Genomic DNA, 20,376 nt, shown 5'->3' with positions numbered 1-20,376 from the left:
AAGAAAGGAGTTTTTCATGAATCCCAAGTATCAGAAAGTCCTCTCCGACATTGAGAAGGCTGAAAAGAAGAAGTCCGAAATCGAAGGTCAGCTCAAGGAGCTGTACGACAAGAAGACAGAGCTGGAAAACCTTGAAATCATCAATACCGTGCGCTCTATGGTGATGGACAAGGATCAGATCATGGTGTTCCTGTCTTCCATGAAGGGCGGCACCAAACCCGCTGAAAATACGGAGGTAATCGACAATGCGTAAGAAGTTTCGTTTTCTGACCGTCCTTGCGGTCTGCGTCATGGTTCTGTCTTGCTTCTCGGTCACGGCGTTTGCCTACGCCGATGATACCGAACAGAACCTTCCCGTCACGGAGGCAACTCAGCCCGAGCAGCAGCCCGCAGTCACTCCCACGCCGGAAAAGCCGAAGGGTGAGCCGATTGACGATGAGGGCAACGCCTACACCCGCGACTTGCTCTATGACAAGGCAACCAACAAGCAGTTCATCACAGTCCAGACGAAGAACGGCAATACCTTTTTCGTTGTCATCGACTACGATGCACCCATCAATGAGGACGAGGAACAGTATCAGACGTACTTCCTCAACATGGTCGATGAGAGCGACCTGCTTGCGCTGCTGGATGATGATACTGCGGCGGCTCTGACTACCTGTAACTGCAAGGAAAAATGCGCTGCCGGTCAGGTCAACACCGACTGCCCGGTCTGCAAGACCAACATGAGCGAATGCACCGGCACAGCCCCCGCTACACCTGAGCCGGATAAGGATGCAGAAACCGATGCTCCCGCCCCTAAACCCGAAAAGAAATCCAACATCGGCATGATCCTCGTCATCTTTGCCCTTGCCGGTGCTGCGGGTGCAGCTTATTACTACATCAAGTTCGTCAAGGGCAGAAAGCCCAAGGATGAGGATATGGACTTCTTTGATGATGAAGGCTACGAGGAAGAGCCGTACATCAACGAGGATGATGAGCCGCAGATTGCGGAGGATGCCGAAACGGAAGGTGATGAAGATTGATCTTAGTCATTGCTGAAAAGCCCAGCGTCGCCCAGTCCATCGCAAAGGTGTTGGGCGCGACGTCCCGCAAGGACGGCTACATGGAGGGCGGCAATTACATCATTTCGTGGTGCTTCGGTCATTTGGTGGAGCTGGCAGACGCCAGCTCCTACGATGAGCGGTATGCCAAGTGGCGGTATGACGATCTGCCCATTGTTCCGGAAAGCTGGCTGTTTGAGGTCACGAAGGACAAAGCACAGCAGTTCAAGGTGCTGTCCTCTCTCATGAAGGACAAGCGCGTCACCGAGCTGGTCTGCGCAACCGATGCAGGGCGCGAGGGTGAGCTGATCTTCCGGCTGGTTTACAACAAAGCCGGATGCACCAAGCCCTTCAAGCGTCTGTGGATCAGCTCATTGGAGGACTCCGCCATCCGCGAAGGCTTCAACCATCTCCGGGACGGCGAGGAATATGACCGCCTCTATGAAGCGGCACTCAGCCGCTCAAAGGCGGACTGGATCGTCGGCATCAACGGAACCCGCCTGTTTACCACGCTCTATCACAAAAAGCTGGTAGTCGGGCGCGTCCAGACGCCGACCCTTGCAATGATGGTGGAGCGTGACGGGAAAATCTCCACGTTCCAGAAGGAAAAGTATTTCAACGTCCACGTCGGTAAGGGCGATCTGACCGCCGATTTGGAAAAGGTCAAAACCGAAGAGGAAGCAAAGAAGATTGCGGCGGCTTGCGAGAAAAAGCAAGCCGTCGTTTCTTCTCTCAAGCGGGAGACGAAAACCGTCAATCCTCCGAAGCTCTATGATCTGACTACCTTGCAGCGCGAAGCTAACCGCTACTGCGGCTTCACCGCCCAGCAGACGCTCGATCTCGTACAAACACTCTACGAAAAGAAGCTCCTGACCTATCCGCGCACGGACAGCCAGTTTATCACGGACGATATGGAGGACACCGCCCGTCAGGTCATTTCTATTGTCTGCCGCCAGCTTCCGCTTTTCTCCGGCGTTTTGGTCACTCCGGACATTTCCCGCGTAACCGACAACAGCAAGGTCACAGATCACCATGCCATCCTCCCGACCGTCCAGCTTGAAAAGCAGGATGTTTCGGCGCTTCCTCAGTCGGAGCAGAAAATCCTCAATCTTATCGGGATGCGCCTTCTGTGTGCGACCGGCGAGAAGCACACCTACGCAGAAACGCAGATCTCGCTCTCCTGCGAGGGCTACGAGTTCAAAACCAAGGGTAGGACCGTCGTTCAAAACGGATGGAAAGCCATCGAAGAGCTGTTCAAGTCCTCCCTCAAGACGAAGGAAAAGGACGATCCCATGAAGTCCCTGCCCGAAGTCCACGAGGGCGATGTTCTGGAAAGTGTGTCCGCCAGCGTCACGGAACACTTCACAACGCCTCCGAAGCAGTACACGGAAGACACGCTCCTGTCTGCGATGGAGACTGCCGGAAACGATCAGTTCGACGATGACACCGAGAAGAAAGGTCTCGGCACTCCCGCGACACGCGCCGGTATCATTGAAAAGCTGGTGAAGTCCGGCTTTGCAGAGCGCAAAGGCAAATCCCTTATTCCCACAAAGGACGGCTGCAACCTCGTCTGTGTTCTGCCGGAACAGATCACATCTCCCGCAATGACGGCGGAATGGGAAAACACGCTCATGGAGATTGAGCGCGGCAATGCGGATGCAGAAGCATTCCTCAGCGGCATTGTCCGGATGACCGGCGATTTGGTAAAAGCCTATCCCTTCCTGTCTGACGCCGAAGCCCAGCGTTTCGGCACGGGCAAGGAGGAAATCGGCAAGTGTCCCCGCTGTGGTTCTCCGGTCTATGTCGGCAAAGGCAACTTCTACTGCTCGAACAAGGCTTGCTCCTTCTGCCTGTGGGAAGACAACAAGTTCTTTTCCAGCAAGAAAAAGAAGCTGACCAAGAAGATTGCAAAGGAGCTGCTGGACAAGGGCTGGTGCCGAGTGACCGGGCTTTACACGCCGAAGAAGCCCCAGCTCTACGATGCAGTGATCCGGCTGGATGACAGCGGCGGCAAATACGTCAGCTTCAAGATGGAGTTTGACCGATGAACCGTCCGAAGTATGTTGCCTCTTGCAGCGGAGGCAAAGACAGCGTAGCGACGCTCCTGCTGGCAGCACAGCACAATGAGCCGCTGGACGAGGCAGTTTTCAGCGAAGTCATGTTTGATCAGGACACAAGCGGTGAAGTCCCGGAACACCGGGACTTCATCTATGACCGGCTCAAGCCCTTCTGCGAAAAGGAGCTGGGCATCAAGTTCACCATTCTCCATGCGGACAAGACCTACGATGAGGTGTTCCATCATGTCATCACCCGCGGACCGCACAAGGGCGAGGTTCGCGGTTTTGCGTGGGCCGGGATGTGCGCGGTCAATCGGGACTGCAAAATCCCGCCCGTCCGAAAGTACAATGCCGCGCTTTCTCCGGACACCGTGAGCTATGTCGGCATCGCGGAGGATGAACCCAAACGCCTTGCGCGTCTGGACGGCGTGAAGAAGGTCAGTCTGCTTGCCAAATACGGCATGACCGAGGTTGACGCCTACAAGCTCTGTCAGGAACACGGGCTGCTTTCCCCAATCTACACTCACTGCCGGAGAAACGGCTGCTGGTTCTGTCCCAACGCAAGCGACGAAGAGCTGTTGCACATGATTACAAAACACCCGGAGCTGTTTGACCGGCTGATTGAATGGGAGAAGGAGGATAACATCTTTCATCGTCGGCTGACACGCAGAGAAACCCCGTCTGAGGTAAAGGCTCGTTTATTGAGCAAATCTCAGACGGGGGTTTCTTCTCCCCGAAACAAATCCGAAATGGAGGTTTGAAATGGCTGAAAGCAAAAATGCACAGCAAGTCCGCGAAATCACGGACAAGCTGGAACAGGGCATCAAGGAGCTTTTTGAATCCGAGCGGTTCAAAGAATATCTCCGCACGATGTCCAAGTTCTACAACTATTCCTTCAACAACACGCTGCTCATTGCGATGCAGAAGCCGGAGGCAACCTATGTTGCCGGTTATACCTCGTGGCAGCGCAACTTTGACCGTCAGGTCATGAAGGGCGAAAAGGGCATCAAGATTCTTGCACCCGCGCCGTACAAGGTGCAGGAAGAGCGTGAGAAGATTGACCCCGCGACGCAGAAGCCGGTGATCGGCGCAGATGGGAAGGCTGTCACAGAGACGGTTGAGGTTCTGCGTCCTGCCTTCAAGGTGGTGAGTGTCTTCGATGTCTCACAGACGGACGGCAAGGAGCTTCCGGACATCATCGTCGATGAACTAAAAGGCACCGTCGAGAACTACGAGGCGTTCTTCGATGCGCTCAAGCAGGAATCTCCCGTCCCCGTTTCCTTTGAGGATATTCCGGGCGGCGCAAAGGGATTCTTCTCTCCGGTTGAAAGCCGCATTGCCATTCAGGAAGGCATGAGCGAAATCCAGACGGTCAAGACCGCCATTCACGAGATCGCCCACGCAAAGCTCCACGCTTTCAAGCCGGACGAGAAAGCCGCTCCCGAAGATAAGAAGGATCGTCACACCAAAGAAGTTGAGGCGGAGAGCGTTGCCTACACCGTCTGCCAGCGTTACGGCATTGAAACCTCGGACTACTCCTTCGGCTACATTGCCGGTTGGTCATCCGGCAAGGAAACCAAGGAACTGAAAAGCTCTCTGGACACCATCCGCAAGACGGCGGCTGAGATGATCGAGGGCATTGACGCCAAGCTCAAGGTGCTGCTGGCAGAGAAAGCACAGTCCGTCGAGCAGGAAGCTGTTCCGGAGAAAAAGCCGGAAGCCCCCATTTACCGCGAGACGGCGAATTACGCCTATGAAGCCGGTGAGCTGGAGTCATATCGTGCTTCTCTCGCTGCAAACGTGGAATGCCGCCGTGCGATTGAGGCGGCAATCAGTTCTAACTACGGAGACAACCGGCTGGATGCGGATGCTGCCGTAAAAAGCGTCCTTGAGCAATTCTCTCCGGAGCGCGTCCGGTACGTCCTCGCAAACACCATTCAGCAGAAAGACTTCGACGGGCGCATTCCGCAGTCTCTCAAGGAGTGGGCAAAGAGCGTTGAAGTCTGCCCTGAGAATGCCTCTCGCTTCCTTGTGGATAAACCCAATCCCGGACTGACCGCCCTTTTCGTCGATGCGTTCCGCCAGCAGACCGAAGCTCAAAAGGAAGCTGTTTCTGAGAAAACGGAGGAAAGAGACCCGGAGGTCGTTGCATGGGAGAACGATGAGATTACCTCGATTGAGGTAAAAACCGTGGAGGTCAAGTCTCCCTTTGCCCCCTTGCCGGAGGAAGCGGCAAAAGCACCGAAAGCGCACCGCCTGACTGCCGAAGAGAAGGAAATCAAAGCCGCCGTCATGGACACGCTCAAGGGGCAGATTGCCTATAACAACGACGGAATGCGGGCGTCCTATCGCGCCTCTAACCACTCCTTCAATCTGCTGGCGCGGAACGGCGTCAGGATCGAGGGCAACACGGTCACGCAGAACGGTGAGCCGCTGTTCAAAATCCATCGCCGTCATGCAGCGAGGAAAACACAGGGCTGTTACCGTGAGCTGATGCCGACGCTGGAATACGTCAAGCAGGAGCAGAAGCAGGAAAAGCCCTCTATCCGCGATCAGCTCAAAGCTGCCGCGAAAACGCAGCCGGAGAAGAAGTCTCCGGTCAAATCCAAAACGCACGACATGGAGTTGTGAGAAAGGAGACGCATGAAGAAATACACAGATGTTGACATCGTTGCGGAGCTGCAGAAGCTCGTGGACAGTCATGTAGACAGCTACAAGGAAGACTTCGACATCGACAAGCGCATCATCCGCCGCGCCGCCGAAAGCCAGAATCCCGAAGACAAAACGCTGATGTGGTTCTGCCGTCCGCACGGAACGCACTGCCTCAATGAAAATCAGGTCTTTATTCAGGGAACGCGAGATCACAACACCTTCCGTTTCTATGCGGAACAGACCTACGACGAGTGCGTTGCCCGCGTCATTGTCCCGAAAACCGTCAAGCGTGGCAAGGTCTTCGGAGATGTCTTTGAGATCAACTACCGGGAACAGGCGGCAAATGTGGCGCAGAACGCGATTGCGCCGGATCATGATCGGCTGACCTTCGCAGACGACTATGTGCTGGACGCCCCATGCCGCAGCAGCTTCGATGCAGCAATGGCTCTGGTCGGTGAGCATGGCGGCGTCAAGACCCACCAGACGCTCCCGAAGGACGCGGAGGCTCTGGCGGAAGTGCTGTCCAAGCAAAAAACCCGCCGTGACAGACTGCCGGATGCAGGAAGGACAGAGACGCTTTCGCCTCTGCCCGTTGCAGAACTTCGGAAGTACGAGGCGGTCAAAAAGGCTCACCCTGACGCGCTGGTCTGCTTTGCCCAGAACGGCTATTTTGAGCTGTACGGCAAGGACGCGGAAAAAGCCGCGCCCCTGCTCGGCACAAAGCTCCTTGAGAAGAAGGTACGCGGCAAGCCCTCCATGCCAGTGACCGGCTTCCGTGAAAGCGCATGGGTAGCCGGTTCTCACAAGCTCTGGAAGTCCGGCATGGATGTCTTTCTCAGCAAGGACGGCGAGACCTTCAAGGAACTCAAAGCCGCAGATTACATTCCTGTCGGCGCGACGCTGAATGTGGACGGAATCAAGTGCAGAATCGAAGCGGTTGATTTTGCCGCCGATGAAGTCCAACTGACCAATATTGAGGACAAGAACAGACCGATCCGCTTTTCTGAAAGCATTCAGTATGTCCGCTCGTATGTGGAGGATGCCGGAACTGCCATCTACGACACCATCCCAAAGAAGCCCGCTGCCCGTGAATCCATCCGTGACAAGCTGAAATCCGCACAGAAGGCACAGCCGACCCACACGCCGAAACCGCAGAAATTGAAAGGAAAGGATATGGAACTCTGATATGAAAAACTTTACCGTGGAAGAAATCAACTTGATGTGCTGCTTCAATACGTCCAGCCGGAAGCGGCTGATCGACGATATGAAGAGCGTCACCCTGAACGACATGGACGGCGAGATCGCAGAGCTGATGTATAAGACCGTCCGGAAGCTCGAAGCCATGACCGATGCTGAGTTTGAGGAACTGTATATCATGCCGGACGGCATGATGGATGACTGAAAGGAGGATGCCTATGCCCGTATTAGACGGTGATTTTGAAGCCTTCGTCACGAACCTTGGCAAGTACAACGAGGGTATGCTGATCGGTGAGTGGGTGAAGTTGCCCACCACCGAGGAAGAGATGCAGAAAGTCTTTGAGCGCATCGGGATCGGCAAGCAGGATGAGTTCGGTCAGCCCTACGAAGAGTGGTTTATCACCGACTACGAATGCCCGATCTACGGCGTCCAGAAGATGCTTGGCGAGTACGAGAGCCTTGATAAGCTCAACTACCTTGCCGCTTTGATTGACGAGCTTTCCCTGAGCGATCAGGAAAAGCTCGTTGCCATTATGGAGGCTGGCTGCGATGAGGTTAGCGACATCGACGATCTCATCAACCTGACGTTCAATCTGGACTGCTACGACATCATGCCCGGCATCAACGACGAATCCGATCTCGGCTATTATTACGCCCACGAAGCCGGTATTTACTCTGAAAAGGATCTCGGTCCTCTGGCAAACTACATCGACTATGAACGCTATGGGCGCGACATTGCGATGGATGAGCAGGGACGTTTCACCGATGAGGGCTATGTCCGCGTTGCAAGCGAGAGGTGGGACAGGCAGTTTGACGGTGAGCTTGATGACATTCCCGATGAATACCGGATTACCGGCTCAGGTGAAGCCGCCGAGCATGACAGCACCATCGCGGTTCTTATCGTCGAGCCGGGAAAGGAGCCTTATGTGAAGGAGATTGACTCCGGGCTGGAGTCCTTGCAGCATGAGGTCGGCGGCTACATCGAGGCAATTTATCCCTACGAAGACCCGGTTGCCTTAGTCTGCAACGAGGAAGGCAAGCTGGAAGGTCTGCCCCTGAACCGCGCTCTGCGTGATGAGGACGGTGACATCTACGACGTTGTTGCCGGAACATTCATGGTAGTCGGCTTGACGGATGACAGCTTCGGCTCTCTGACCGTAGAGCAGATGCAAAAGTTCTCTGACCACTTCAAAGTGCCGGAGCAGTTTGTCAAGCTGGGCGATAAGATTGTAGCGATTCCCATAATCTCGAAGGAACAGCAGAAGCAGGAGAGCGTTGAGCAGAAGGACTTTGAGATGAATGCCGACACCTCCGGTCTGACGGTTGCCGGACACATCGGGACGTGGCACACCATTGACCGGCACGAAGTCGGCGGTCACAGTTTTTACCTGATGGAGCATGACACCTACGGCGATGAGGCTGCTTGCATCATTGTCGATGAGCGCGGCAAGCTCGTCCTTGATGATGTCTACAACGGCTTTGACGATGACACGCTCCGCCTTCTCGACCTTGAGGTCAAGGAAGTGCCGGAAATGCCCGATCCCACGCTCTCCGTTCAGGATATGAAGGACTACGGCTACGCATGGGCTGGCGTTCTTCCTGCCGGTCAGGAGGCGGCTGAAAAGGCACTCGAAAAGGGCTGTGAGGTTTACCGGCTCTATTCGGATAACACCGAAGGCTTATGTGTGGATGCCAAGGAAATTGCCGACCATGCTGCAAAGGGCGGGATGCTCGGCATCAGTAAGGAAAGCTGGATGGCGGCACTTGAGAAGGAAAACTATCTCAAGTCGGCTGAGATGGCAATGGAGGATGATTACGGCATGATTGACGGGATCATCAACAACGGTCCGAAGGAAGATAAAGTCCCGGAGCGCAGCGAGAAGTCCTCTATCATGGATCGGCTCAAGTCCGCAAAAGCAGATCATCCTCCAAAGGAATGCCCTCCTAAGCAAAAGCACAAAGGAGAGATAGACCTGTGAGCAAGAGTCAGAAGTGGAAGTTAGAATGGAGCTTCTATCTCGATACAGACGGGCGGCGCAAATACAATGATTTGTGCCGCCGCTGCATCCATTCCTGTAAGCAAAGTTTCAGGGCTGAAATCGTCAGATGTCCATGCTACATTTCCAAACGCAGCAGAGTAGACAGATAAGCCCGTTTTGTGTTGTGAAAAGGGTTGAAAATCAAGGATTTCTCGTCCTATAAACGGCACAGAGAAGTTACCCTGTATGTTTTCCTATCTAAGTGTTCCCAACCGAAAGTGTAGGAATAAAGGTCGATTTTCTACCTTCCTTTGAAGGCAACAATGTAGCACAAAGAGCCTCTGTCGATGCCCAGTCGGGTGTCGGCAGAGGCTCTTTTTTTGTGTCTTTTCCTTGAATTTTACCGTAAAATCATTCGCTAATCCATAGTGACACCATTAGTGTTTCTGTATCACTATGGTTCTAATCCATATAATATTCATGAGCGATTTAGAAAAGGAACAGGTAAACGCCCATGATTGATAAACGAATAGGAAAGCGCGTTAAGCAAGCCCGTGAGCGTCTTGGTATTACACAAGAGGATCTTGCAGAAAAGACCGGTTTGACCACAAATTATATTTCCACCGTCGAGAGAGGGATGTCATTTCCGCGTTGCGAGAAGCTGATTATTTTGCTCAATGGCTTGGAGACATCCGCTGATTCAATTTTCTGCGATGTCTTAGAGCATAGCGGAGAGGCAAAAGCCTCAGAACTCTCAAAGAAAATTGCTGATCTTCCTCCCGAAGCGCAAAAGCGCATTTTGCAAATGGTTGAGTTGATGATCCAGCAAGAGGCGGATAACATGAAGTAAGCTCATTGAAGGCTGCGTGATTTTTCACGCAGTTTTTTCTTTTGCCGACTTGTTTCTACAAATTTCTTGATTTTCTATGCTATAATCTATGTATAAGCGTTTTAGAAACACACGCTAATACATATAAGGAGATCAAGAATATGAAAAGTTGTGCCTTCACCGGACACCGACCTCAAAATTTGCCCTTTGGCTTTCGTGAGGATGATGAACGCTGCATTGCGCTCAAAGAAACCCTAAAAAAACAAATTATCTCTTTGATTACAGATGAAAATGTCACCCACTTTATCTCTGGCATGGCTCTCGGCGTTGATATGTACGCCGCCGAGATCGTTCTGGAACTGAAGAAGACTTATCCAGGCATTACGCTTGAGAGTGCTATACCGTGCGAAACGCAGGCAGCCAAGTGGAATGCAGCAATGCGCGAAAGGTACTATGGCATTGCTGCTCAATGTGATAAAGAAACGCTTCTTCAAACGCACTATACTCCTGACTGCATGGACAAGCGCAATCGGTACATGGTAGATCACGCTGATTACATCATTGCAGTATGGGATGGCAAGCCCAGCGGTACAGGCAAGACAGTGATGTACGCCCAAAGCAAGGGGAAGGTAATCATCAAAGTCAATCCGGCAACACTCACGGTTGAACGGTTATAAATGCCCAAAAACGCCTCCACAAATCAATCCTTGCTTAAATCGCAAAAATTATTTCTAAAATACAAACGCAGTACACGATTCCGCGATTGTGGAATCCGTGTACTGCGTTCATTTTTTTGTGCAGCCTTTCACGGCTCAAGAAGAAGTCACTCTGTTTCGGAAAGTCGAATAGTGCCTCCTATGAACAGCGCATCGAGTCAATGAATTTGAATCGCCGGAAACGGTTATTCGTTTCTGCTGCACTGTAAAAGCCGAGTCAGAACTGGATAAGATTACAGGAGATCATTCAGTAAATTCATACACTTGACCTTCTGTTGGAGGTTTGCACTTCCGTAGACATTCAGTGTAAAGGACACATTCTTATGACCGAGGATTTCAGAGAGCGACTTTATATCAAACTCCGGTATCTCAATCGCCCTGACTGCGAATGTGTGTCGGATCTCATGGAATTTTACCTTTTCCAATCCGTTCCGTTTCAGGAAACGGGTGAAGAACTGCCGATAAGTACGAGGCTCTGTCGGCTTTGTTTTGCCGGTCAAGAAGTAGTGGTTAGGGTTATCCGTGTAGAACTTCTTGATAATGTTCATCAGAAGAGACGGAACAGGGATCGTCCTTGCAGAAGTTTTCGTTTTGGGCGGTCCGATGTGAAGATAGGACTCGCCCTTCTTTTTGTCATAGATGCGCTGAACAGTCTTATTGATGCTGATGGTCTTATCCGTCAACGAGATGTCCTTCATCTGTAATCCGCAGAGTTCTCCAATGCGTACTCCGGTAAAAAGTGCAATTAGAATGCCAGCGGTCTTCCTGTTCAAGTTCATGTAGATGCACTGAATCAGCGCTTGCTCCTGATCTTTTGAGAGAGAAACAACCTTCTTAATGCCAAGTTCCTTCGGGTACTCGATGAGATCCCAGTTCAGCAGTGGAATTGCCCTTTCTTTGTACGCAAACTCCATTGACAGTCTGAGAACAAGGATCACATCCCGGATAGTCTTTACCGTTAGCCCTCCGGTCTTGTCCAACCTACCGGCATCATGGAGATACGAAATGTAGCTCTGGATGTCCGTTTCGGTGATGCTGCCGATCTTACGCTTGCCGAAGTATGGAATAAGATGATTTTCGGCAATCAGCGTAAAGCTGGCATGGGTTGACGGCGTGATCATTGGCTGCTTTTGATTTAGCCAAGTGTTCACAAGCGTCTTGAATTGTGTATTGTTAGTCATATTGACCACCTCCACGAACATTATCCGTTGGAGGGATAATCAGGGCAGTATATTCCTCAAGTAACGGTCTTGAGAAGCGTCCGAAACTCCGGTTCCCGGGCTTCGATGAGCCGTGGAAAGCTGAGAATCTTTCAGATTTTGCAGAGCGTGTCACACGGAAGAACACCAATAACGAAACGAGTCTGCCTCTCACAATTTCGTCCAAAGATGGGCTTGTGGATCAGATCAGCTACTTCAATAAGACCGTAGCCAGCAAAGACATGAGTGGCTACTATCTCTTGAAGAATGGTGAATATGCCTACAACAAGAGTTATTCAGTCGGGTACGATTTTGGCTCCGTCAAGCGTCTTGACCGCTATGATATGGGTGCGCTTTCTACACTCTACATTTGCTTTGCACTCAAGAAACACGATTCTGATTTTATAAAAGCCTACTTTGATTCACTCAAATGGTATCGTGAGATTTACATGATCTCTGCCGAAGGAGCAAGAAATCATGGGCTTTTGAATGTGCCAACCGATGAGTTCTTTGACACGAAACATTACATGCCGCAGGATTCAGCGGAACAGCGAAAAATCGCAGATTTTATGATTGCGTTAGAGCATCGAATAGAGGCACAGCAGTCCCTCGTGGACAACCTCAAGAAGTATAAAAGAGGTGTCGTTGATGGGATATTCAGCAGAAAGCTAAATTTTTCATATCCGCAAACATGGGCAGAGTTGGAAATATCTGAGCTATTTATGCCAATCTCTGATAAGGGATATTCAGACAAAATTGTCTTAACCATTGTGCAGGGAGAAGGTACAATGCCCCGTGACAGTGTAGATAGAAGAATTGCTTACGATAAATCAACGATTTCGTCTTACAAGCGAGTATTGCCAAATGACTTTATACTTCATTTACGCTCGTTTGAGGGTGGGCTGGAAATTGTGAACGAAGAGGGCGTTGTAAGTCCCGCATATACGATTTTGAGAGCAAGGAATGAAATTATTCCGTTGTTCTTCTATACTTTCTTTAGATCTTACTGGTTCATCAACAGCAAACTTCGCATTTCTGTCGAAGGAATACGCGATGGCAAATCAATAAATATGAACACATTTTGGCATATTAAAGTCCCTGTGCCGTCTATTGAAGAACAACGCCATATTTCTGCACTCATCTCTTCTATTGACAATAGAATCAAGATTGCTGAGTTTGAATATAAACGATTGTTGCAGATTCGCGTTGGCTTGATGCAGCAACTCTTTATATAAAAAGTTGTTGCAATAGCGATGTCCGAACCTGTAACAGTGCTTGCAGCTTTTCATCCTCACATTTGCAATGTTCATCAAAAACGGACAAGCACTCAGCAATTTTATCCTGTTCAGATATAGGAGGCATAGTAACAGCGATCTCTGAAAACTGAGGAAACTTTAGATTCCATGTGTCAGATGTAAGTCCCTGTGAATACTTTTGGAATGTCTGCACCAGTGGACTATATTTGAAGTAGTATGCCCAGAATGTCATGTTATGCAGATCTGGTCGGATTGGCGTAACTATTGTATAGGCTGGACTCACAATTCCGTTATATGGAGATACTCCACTCGCGCCTTGCCACATTCGCATGGTGTTGTATGCAATATCTCCTATATAAACACATTTGTAATTGCTCTTGTCATCGCTTGAGTTATCTTTCAGATCAATTTCGTCTCTCCGTTGCACACCGTTGCTGATTGTTACCGCCAACAGAGTCTCATTTCCTTTTGCTCGTTCTGTCCTTTCTTTGAATATGTGACCGAGCTTAACCGTTTTCCACTCTCCGGAAGTATCAAACGCTTTCTTCTGTGCAATCAGTTGAGAAAGCAATCCTCTTTTATACTTCTTGAGGGATTCAACCAACCGCGATTGAGCGGCTATTCTTTCATCAAGGACACTGAACATTTCTGATACTTTGTCCTGCTCAGAAACAGAGGGAATCTGTACCTTTATCGTTTCTATCTGAGGGTATTTCAAATTCCATGTGTCCGATGTCATTCCTTGGGAGTTCTTCCTGAACTCATTGATCAGGTTCGCGCTTTTGAAGAGTGCCGCAAAATATCCATTGTTAATCTCTTGCTTGGGCATAAGAACGGTATATGCAGGACTTACAATACCGTCGCACGGAGAAATACCGTTTGCGCCTTGCCACATTCGCATGGAATTGTAGACCATATCACCCTTGCGGACGATCTTATAATTGCTTTTGTCCTCGCTGGAATTGTCCTTTCCTTCTATCTCGGAACGGGGCTTGACACCATCGTTCATTGTAACAGACAGTAATTCCATGTCGGATGCTCCGCGCTGACTTCGCTCTGCATAGATGTCACCAATGCGGCACTGTTTGTATGGCTCATCGAAGCCCGGAAACCGAAGTTTCGGACGCTTCTCAAGACCGTTACTTGAGGGCTATTTCAGCAATTAAATAGGGGCTTGTAGCAAAGGTAAATCCCTTGCAGTAGCAGAGATATTCCGCTACTGCAAGGGATTTTTTCGGTCATATAGCTCTATTCTGCTTGCTTGATCAGAAGTATAAAAGAGGTCTGCTTTCTGCCGTGTTCTCGCAAAATGTGTCCATGTTTTCAACTGCTGACTTTTATGCTTTTTCTGAATTGGCAGTGCGTAGAAGCGAGAAATACGATCCAAAATGCAATGCTCATGCCGTCTGCATCGAACTTGAGCATATTGAGCAGGAAACAGGACGCATCATCGGATCAACCTGTGCCGACTATCAAAACAGCATAAAAACAGTTTGCAAGCCCGGAGATGTAATGTTTGGCAAACTCCGCCCGTATTTGAGAAAGTACGCATTCGTCCAGAAGGAGTGCGTATGTTCATCAGAAATGTGGTCGTTGATTCCAACCGACATCGTGATCCCGAAATATCTTTTCTATCTGATTCAATCAGAGGCGTTCATGAAAGTAGCTAATGTAAGTTCTGGAACGAAAATGCCTCGTGCTGAGTGGTCAACAATCGCAAAAAGCGGCTATCTGATCCCGTCAAAGGATGACCAGCAAGCGACAGTTGACATTCTTGAAACTACTGATCGTATTATAGTATCTCATGTAGCGTCTTATGATCGCCTTATTGAGTACAAAAAAGGATTGCTCCAACGCTTATTTATATAAATAATTTCTGCAATAGTGCTTTGCGCAGCTCGTGCAGCAGCCTAAGTTCTGCGTTGCTCTGATCTATCCGGTCTGAAATTGCAGCTAAAATTGCTATGATTGTCTTTTGAGAGAACGGATCTGGATAAGTTATTTCAATCTTGGATATTTCAGCCGCTTGAACATGAACAACGGACTTTCCTTGAGCTATACGAGCAATTCTATCATTTACCACATGATTTAAGATGTAACTCATAATTCGTCCATCTACTTGAGTGCAACGATAGATGTTGAGATCACCGGCAAGAATAATGTCTGAGAGCATTACACAAGAGGCTGTGGATATTTCCTCCGGTGTTTCGCCGGAGGTGGGAATTATAACATCACCAATTTGACTGTAATACTGTTTATCCGCCGATGCCTGTGTTTTACGAACAACATTCGATATGACCTCACTATATGTTGTATAAAGCTCTCCATACAAGATGAACGGAGTACCCTCTAAAGAAATATCTGCCTTAGATAAAGGTGCGCCCTTTATGAATGTACCGATGTCACCGATTCTTGATGTTGTCCACTTAACATTCTTGATGCTGCAACGTTTTGGGGATAAGAGTGTACGAACGACACCTCTTTTATACTTCTTGAGGGCGACTACTAATGTGCGCTGATTTTCTATCCGTGCGTTCAAGCACTCCAAAAAGGCGGCAATCTTGTCCTGCTCATCTTTACACGGCAAATCGAATTTTGCAGCCTTCAAAGCCTCAAATGAGAGAACTACCTGACTTGTGCCAACTGCAAGTACTGACAGCTTTTTCTTTACACGCGGTGATGAATTAAGAAACTCTGCCATGAAGGTGCTATTTGCATTAGTAAATCTGAATACTGGATAAAACTTACTTACGATAGCCTTTTCACTTATGGTATTGATGTTAAATGCAAACTTCCCGTCATCGCTTCTGTTTCGATATGTGCAGTAACCAAAAGGTATAATGTTATACCCGTCTGTATCATGCCGCTGTTTAGAACCAAAATGATCTTCTTGTCTTTGAAGACCTTCGCGAGCGGATGTTAAAACTTCATAGTCATGTTCTCCGTACACCTTTTCTGAGTATGGCTCGATAATGCAGCTAAGAGAAGTCTGTCTCCAACAAGGGAAATGCGATCCATCTGTGTTTCTAAATGCTAATCTCGGACGCTTCTCAAGACCGTTACTTGAGGATACATTTGCCATAATTATTTGCCCTCCACATCAAAGGGGAAATCAAGTCCCAGCTCATCGAAAAACGGTTTCAGTTGTGCGTCGATGCCTTTGATTTCAGCCTGAATATTGCGGATTTCTGCTGCAACAGCATTGAGGTCAATTTCCTCTTCCGGCTCAAAGGTATCTACATAGCGAGGAATGTTCAGATTGAATCCGTTCTCTTCAATCTCCTGCATTGTAGCAACATGGGCGTATTTATCGACATCCACACGATGCTCGTAGGTTTCGACGATCTTATCAATGTCGCACTCACGGAGGATATTCTGATTCTTTCCGGCTTCAAAGTCGTTGGACGCATCAATGAAGAGGATGTTATCAGAGTTGCCGTTGCGCTCCCTCTTGAGGACAAGAACACATACCGGAATGCCTGTGCCAAAGAAGAGGTTTGCAGGAAGACCGATAACCGCGTCCAGCACATTCAGCTTTTGAATCAGGTGCTTACGGATCACTTCTTCCGCTGCGCCACGGAACAGAACGCCGTGAGGAAGCAGGACAACAGCTCGTCCGTCTTCGTCCATGTGGTAAACCATGTGCTGCACAAAAGCAAAGTCAGCCTTGCTCTTAGGCGCAAGTTTGCCGTATTCATTGAAACGCTCGTCCTCCATAAAGTGCATATCAGCAGACCAATTTGCAGAATACGGAGGATTTGCAACCTGAACACGGAACTTCATGTCTCCGAAGTAGTCATGCTCAAGCGTATCGCCATTGTAGATATTGAAGTTACGATACGGGATGCCACGAAGGATCATGTTCATTCGGGCAAGGTTATAGGTGGTCGAGGTCAATTCCTGACCGTAGTAGTTACGCACATTTGCATAGTTCTTGAGGCGAAGCAGCAGAGAGCCGGAACCGCAAGTCGGATCGGCTGCGTCCTTAACATCGGTCAAGCCAAGACAAGCAAGGCGGCACAGCAGCTCGGCAGGACCCGAAGGCGTATAGAACTCACCGGCTTTCTTACCGGCTGTGGCAGCGAACTGACCGATTAGGTACTCGTAGGCATTGCCCAACACATCAATCTTTGTGTCATCCACGCTGAAATTGATCTCGTCCAGAGAAGCAATGATTTTTGCCATGACAGCACTTCTATCTTTAACGGTATGCCCCAGCTTCGTAGAATCGAGCTGCATATCGGAGAACAATCCGTCAAAGTCTTCCTGCGAATCGTTGCCGATAGTGGATTCCATCAGAGCGTTGATTGCTTTCTGTAAGAACTCAATGTCGAAGGAACGGTTCTCAACCATCTTGACCATCTTACGGAACAAATATTCCGGTTCGATGATGTAGCCGAGGTCACGCAGAGCTTCTTCTACGATGGCAGCCTTGTATTCTTCGTCATTCCAAGCATCCTCGTAGCTGATATTATCGTCTTTGAGAAGATTAACCATGTACTTCTCAGTCTTGTCGGAGAGGTAGTAATAGAAGATCATGCCCAAGATATAGTTCTTGAACTCGTATGCCTCCATGTTACCTCTCAGGGCATTTGCCATCGCCCATAGTTTGTTGCAAAGCTCTTTCTGGTGAGCCTGAATAGAATTATCCATTGTTCTCTCTCCTTATTGGTATTTCTCTGTGTGCTGCCGGATAAATTCGACGATCCGGTTGACCAAAGACCTCTTCTTGAGCAGCGGCATGGGCTTCTCAATACGGTCACGGATGTTTCCTGCATCCATTGTGCCGGAGAACTCATACTCAGAAATGATGTCCGTCAGCATGGAGGAATCAATATCCTCAGTCTTTGCGAAAGCAACGATCTCTTCTCGTTTTGCTTCATTTTCAAAGTCGTTGTATGCAGCGTCAATCTCATCCGCACTTTCAAGTCCAACAACGACACGATCCAAGAACGCTTGAAGAATTTCAACCTTGCGAAGCAACTGCGGATTATCCGTCCTGCTCAATTCTTCCTTGATGTGCTTGATGTCGTAGTCCTTCTGCTTCTTGTCATCAAAGTGGATGTTGCGGATCAAGTTCATGATATAGGCAACATTGATGCGGTCACTCTCCATGATCTCAATGCAGAAGTCCACATCATTCAGGACAGATACGACTTCTCGATCAGTTTTTTGCCGGGAGTAAAGCATCAGATACTTGCTCTTGTAGTCCTGATACTCCTGCTCGGACATGATGAGCGCATCCTGATCAAAGCTGAACTCAATGAATGTCTGCAAAGATTGGAGGTATTTTGTCAGCTCACGGAAAGTGATGACAAACTTCTTCTGGTCATCCTCGCTCTGCATGGTATCGACGGACTCAGGGTAGAGTGCCACTTCCTTGAGCTTCATAACCATTTCATTGAACTTCTCAACAAAATACTGATAGCCCGGAACGACAATGCCGGAGGTGTCCTGACTCTTGGAGAAGAGCGTCAGCGCATCATCTGTCCGTTTCTTGAGGTTGCGGTAGCAAATGATGATACCAAACGGTTTTGTTTCTTTCTCGACACGGTTCGTGCGCGAATAGGCTTGCAGCAGATCATGATACTTCAAATCCTTGTCCACATACAGCACAGAGAGCTGCTTGCTGTCAAAGCCGGTCAGGAACATATTTACGACAATGAGAATGTCCAGAGACTTCGTTTTCTTGCCTTTGACACGATCTGAAATATCCTTGTGATACGCGGAGAAGGTGTCGGTAGAGAAATTCGTGCCGTACATCTCGTTATAGTCCTTGATGATACGCTCCAAGGCATCTCGGCTATGCTCGTCCTTGCCCTCGGCATCTTCGTTCTGCCCATAGGAGAAGATACCGCTGATGTTCAGATCGTGTTTGATCTTCTTGAAGATGTCGTAATATTTGACAAGAGCTTCAATGGAGGAAACAGCAAAGATAGCCGTGTACTGACCATTTCTCGTTTTGGCTTTGTGGTTCTGGACGATGTGGTTTGCAATGAGGGACATTCTCTCATCCGACATATAGAGTTCGCCAACATCAATCGCGTCAGCCAATGTCGGATCGTCCCAGTCAAAATCGCCTTCCATCGTCTTTATGTACTCAATATGGAAACCGAGGACATTGTTATCGAAGATAGCATCCTTGATCAGATAGTTATGCAAACATTCCCCAAACAGCATTTCGGTGGTCTGTGTGATCTTGCCCTCCGTCTTTCCGTTCACTTCAAAACGGGGCGTACCGGTAAAGCCAAAGAACTGCGCTTTCTTGAAATGCCGAACAATATCCTTGTGCATATCTCCGAACTGGCTGCGGTGGCATTCATCAATGATGAAGACAACCTTTTCGTCACGGTATGCGTCCATTACCTTTTCGTATTGAGGACGCTTAACGGCATTTGCCATCTTCTGCATCGTCGTGACAATGAGCTGCCGGTTCTTATCCTTCATTTGCCGCACAAGAATGTCTGTGCGATCTGTGACATCAACAGAGCCAGCCTCAAACTTGTTAAACTCTTCGGTGGTCTGAGAGTCCAAGTCCTTACGGTCAACAAGGAAGATAACCTTCTTGATGTTCGGATTGGCTGCGAGGATTTGAGCTGTCTTAAAGGATGTCAGCGTCTTTCCTGCACCGGTGGTATGCCAGATATAGGCGTTGCGATTTGTGAGCGTAGCCTGCCTTATAAGGGCTTCTACGGCATACACCTGATAGGGGCGCATAACCATCAGAATCTTATCCGTATCGTTCAGGATGGTATAGCGTGTCAGCATCTTGATGATGTGATCCCTTGCCAGAAAAGAGATTGAGAAGTCCTTCAGGTTGGTAATACGGATGTTGTTGAAATCCGTCCAGAAGAAGGCGAGGCTATACATCAAGTCCCTGTCGGAGTTGGCAAAGTATTTGGTATCAACGCCGTTGGAGACAATGAAAAGCTGAATGAAGTGATATAGTCCGTTATAGGAGTGCTTCTTATAGCGCATGACCTGATTGACTGCTTCTCGAATGTCAATCCCCCTGCGCTTTAACTCGACCTGAATCAACGGCAAGCCATTCACAAGAATCGTTACATCATAGCGGTTGACATACTTTCCTACAACCGTTGTCTGATGTGTAACTTGGAAGATATTCTTGGTGTGATCCTGATCGAAGAAAGACAAGTAAACCTTCGTCCCGTCCTCACGCTCAAGGACAAACTTGTCTCTCAGAATTTTTGCGCTTTGGAACACGGACTTTCCAAGCATAAGGTTAAAGATACGCTCCCACTCTTTATCGGTGATAGGCGTATCAAGTTTGGGCGCATTGAAGGCTTCAAACTGAACTTTGAAGTTCTCCACCAATGCGTCATAATCAGGAATATCGACTGTGCTGTATTCCTGCTTGTTTAGCTGCTCTATGAATTGTTGCTCAAGAGCCGCTTCGCTCTGGTATGCCATATCTTCATCTCCAATAC

The 20,376-nt window shown here is 49.0% G+C and carries 17 protein-coding genes; 12 read left to right on the top strand and 5 right to left on the bottom strand.

Features of this window, described 5'->3' with window-relative positions; translation table 11 throughout:
- Positions 1–16: 16 nt before the first annotated feature.
- From DW114_RS05860 to DW114_RS05815, 10 genes are all read left to right on the top strand, one after another.
- On the top strand, positions 17–253 hold the full coding sequence (locus tag DW114_RS05860; RefSeq protein WP_117452843.1) for a DUF4315 family protein: 237 nt from the start codon (positions 17–19) through the stop codon (positions 251–253).
- On the top strand, positions 246–1,025 hold the full coding sequence (locus DW114_RS05855; protein ID WP_117452842.1) for a DUF4366 domain-containing protein: 780 nt from the start codon (positions 246–248) through the stop codon (positions 1,023–1,025). Before DW114_RS05860 ends, DW114_RS05855 begins: the two co-directional genes overlap by 8 nt.
- On the top strand, positions 1,022–3,091 hold the full coding sequence (locus DW114_RS05850) for a DNA topoisomerase 3 (protein WP_117452841.1): 2,070 nt from the start codon (positions 1,022–1,024) through the stop codon (positions 3,089–3,091). The genes DW114_RS05855 and DW114_RS05850 overlap by 4 nt, the downstream gene beginning before the upstream one ends.
- Complete coding sequence (locus tag DW114_RS05845; RefSeq protein WP_117452840.1) at positions 3,088–3,861, top strand: phosphoadenosine phosphosulfate reductase; 774 nt, start codon at positions 3,088–3,090, stop codon at positions 3,859–3,861. The genes DW114_RS05850 and DW114_RS05845 overlap by 4 nt, the downstream gene beginning before the upstream one ends.
- A gap of 1 nt (position 3,862) precedes the next feature.
- On the top strand, positions 3,863–5,731 hold the full coding sequence (locus DW114_RS05840) for a DUF3849 domain-containing protein (RefSeq protein WP_117452839.1): 1,869 nt from the start codon (positions 3,863–3,865) through the stop codon (positions 5,729–5,731).
- 12 nt (positions 5,732–5,743) lie between these two features.
- Positions 5,744–6,937 carry a DNA mismatch repair protein MutS gene (locus tag DW114_RS05835; protein WP_117452838.1) on the top strand — a complete coding sequence of 398 codons (1,194 nt, stop codon included), beginning with the start codon at positions 5,744–5,746 and terminating at the stop codon, positions 6,935–6,937.
- A gap of 1 nt (position 6,938) precedes the next feature.
- Positions 6,939–7,154 carry a transposon-transfer assisting family protein gene (locus tag DW114_RS05830; protein ID WP_117452837.1) on the top strand — a complete coding sequence of 72 codons (216 nt, stop codon included), beginning with the start codon at positions 6,939–6,941 and terminating at the stop codon, positions 7,152–7,154.
- Positions 7,155–7,167: 13 nt separating this feature from the next.
- Positions 7,168–8,928, top strand: coding sequence for an antirestriction protein ArdA (locus tag DW114_RS05825; RefSeq protein ID WP_199483493.1), 1,761 nt, complete (start codon positions 7,168–7,170; stop codon positions 8,926–8,928).
- 514 nt (positions 8,929–9,442) lie between these two features.
- Positions 9,443–9,778: a helix-turn-helix domain-containing protein gene (locus DW114_RS05820; protein WP_117452835.1), complete on the top strand. Its 336-nt coding sequence runs from the start codon at positions 9,443–9,445 to the stop codon at positions 9,776–9,778.
- A gap of 140 nt (positions 9,779–9,918) precedes the next feature.
- Entirely contained in the window at positions 9,919–10,434 is a 516-nt protein-coding gene (locus DW114_RS05815; protein WP_117452834.1) for an SLOG family protein, read from the top strand.
- A 272-nt stretch (positions 10,435–10,706) separates the two neighbouring features.
- On the opposite strand, the gene DW114_RS05810 is transcribed toward DW114_RS05815, so the two are convergent.
- Positions 10,707–11,654, bottom strand: coding sequence for a site-specific integrase (locus DW114_RS05810; RefSeq protein WP_117452833.1), 948 nt, complete (start codon positions 11,652–11,654; stop codon positions 10,707–10,709).
- 215 nt (positions 11,655–11,869) lie between these two features.
- Between DW114_RS05810 and DW114_RS05805 the strand changes: the two genes are divergently transcribed.
- Positions 11,870–12,907, top strand: coding sequence for a restriction endonuclease subunit S (locus DW114_RS05805; protein WP_199483494.1), 1,038 nt, complete (start codon positions 11,870–11,872; stop codon positions 12,905–12,907).
- Here DW114_RS05805 and DW114_RS05800 read toward each other — a convergent pair.
- Positions 12,900–13,958 (bottom strand): restriction endonuclease subunit S, encoded by a 1,059-nt coding sequence (locus DW114_RS05800; RefSeq protein WP_199483496.1) that lies wholly within the window; start codon positions 13,956–13,958, stop codon positions 12,900–12,902. The genes DW114_RS05805 and DW114_RS05800 overlap by 8 nt on opposite strands.
- A gap of 266 nt (positions 13,959–14,224) precedes the next feature.
- Here DW114_RS05800 and DW114_RS05795 point away from each other — a divergent pair, with 266 nt between their 5' ends.
- The gene (locus tag DW114_RS05795) at positions 14,225–14,797 is read left to right on the top strand and encodes a restriction endonuclease subunit S (protein ID WP_147323133.1); all 573 of its coding nucleotides are present in this window, start codon (positions 14,225–14,227) and stop codon (positions 14,795–14,797) included.
- Here the strand turns inward: DW114_RS05795 and DW114_RS05790 are convergent.
- The 3 genes from DW114_RS05790 to DW114_RS05780 are packed head-to-tail and all read right to left on the bottom strand — an operon-like array spanning position 14,790 to position 20,359.
- The gene (locus DW114_RS05790; RefSeq protein ID WP_117452830.1) at positions 14,790–16,010 is read right to left on the bottom strand and encodes a restriction endonuclease subunit S; all 1,221 of its coding nucleotides are present in this window, start codon (positions 16,008–16,010) and stop codon (positions 14,790–14,792) included. The genes DW114_RS05795 and DW114_RS05790 overlap by 8 nt on opposite strands.
- 2 nt (positions 16,011–16,012) lie before the next feature.
- Positions 16,013–17,581, bottom strand: a complete 1,569-nt coding sequence (locus tag DW114_RS05785; RefSeq protein WP_117452829.1) for a type I restriction-modification system subunit M — start codon at positions 17,579–17,581, stop codon at positions 16,013–16,015.
- Between the two features lie 12 nt (positions 17,582–17,593).
- Positions 17,594–20,359: a type I restriction endonuclease subunit R gene (locus DW114_RS05780; protein ID WP_117452828.1), complete on the bottom strand. Its 2,766-nt coding sequence runs from the start codon at positions 20,357–20,359 to the stop codon at positions 17,594–17,596.
- Between the last annotated feature and the right edge of the window lie 17 nt (positions 20,360–20,376).

The organism is Absiella sp. AM09-50 (assembly GCF_003433845.1).
In the GTDB taxonomy this organism is placed as follows: domain Bacteria; phylum Bacillota_I; class Bacilli_A; order Erysipelotrichales; family Erysipelotrichaceae; genus Hoskinsella; species Hoskinsella hominis.
Note: the sequence above shows the minus strand (reverse complement) of the source record. Positions and strands in the feature narration are given on the sequence as shown.

What these genes read in the sequence shown, in the direction of transcription:
- DW114_RS05810 (WP_117452833.1), bottom strand. Translation starts at nt 11,654, where the DNA reads ATGACTAACAATACACAATTCAAGACGCTTGTGAACACTTGGCTAAAT.
- DW114_RS05840 (WP_117452839.1), top strand. Translation starts at nt 3,863, where the DNA reads ATGGCTGAAAGCAAAAATGCACAGCAAGTCCGCGAAATCACGGACAAG.
- DW114_RS05860 (WP_117452843.1), top strand. Translation starts at nt 17, where the DNA reads ATGAATCCCAAGTATCAGAAAGTCCTCTCCGACATTGAGAAGGCTGAA.
- DW114_RS05780 (WP_117452828.1), bottom strand. Translation starts at nt 20,359, where the DNA reads ATGGCATACCAGAGCGAAGCGGCTCTTGAGCAACAATTCATAGAGCAG.
- DW114_RS05800 (WP_199483496.1), bottom strand. Translation starts at nt 13,958, where the DNA reads ATGGAATTACTGTCTGTTACAATGAACGATGGTGTCAAGCCCCGTTCC.
- DW114_RS05820 (WP_117452835.1), top strand. Translation starts at nt 9,443, where the DNA reads ATGATTGATAAACGAATAGGAAAGCGCGTTAAGCAAGCCCGTGAGCGT.
- DW114_RS05790 (WP_117452830.1), bottom strand. Translation starts at nt 16,010, where the DNA reads ATGGCAAATGTATCCTCAAGTAACGGTCTTGAGAAGCGTCCGAGATTA.
- DW114_RS05835 (WP_117452838.1), top strand. Translation starts at nt 5,744, where the DNA reads ATGAAGAAATACACAGATGTTGACATCGTTGCGGAGCTGCAGAAGCTC.
- DW114_RS05830 (WP_117452837.1), top strand. Translation starts at nt 6,939, where the DNA reads ATGAAAAACTTTACCGTGGAAGAAATCAACTTGATGTGCTGCTTCAAT.
- DW114_RS05845 (WP_117452840.1), top strand. Translation starts at nt 3,088, where the DNA reads ATGAACCGTCCGAAGTATGTTGCCTCTTGCAGCGGAGGCAAAGACAGC.
- DW114_RS05855 (WP_117452842.1), top strand. Translation starts at nt 246, where the DNA reads ATGCGTAAGAAGTTTCGTTTTCTGACCGTCCTTGCGGTCTGCGTCATG.
- DW114_RS05825 (WP_199483493.1), top strand. Translation starts at nt 7,168, where the DNA reads ATGCCCGTATTAGACGGTGATTTTGAAGCCTTCGTCACGAACCTTGGC.
- DW114_RS05815 (WP_117452834.1), top strand. Translation starts at nt 9,919, where the DNA reads ATGAAAAGTTGTGCCTTCACCGGACACCGACCTCAAAATTTGCCCTTT.
- DW114_RS05785 (WP_117452829.1), bottom strand. Translation starts at nt 17,581, where the DNA reads ATGGATAATTCTATTCAGGCTCACCAGAAAGAGCTTTGCAACAAACTA.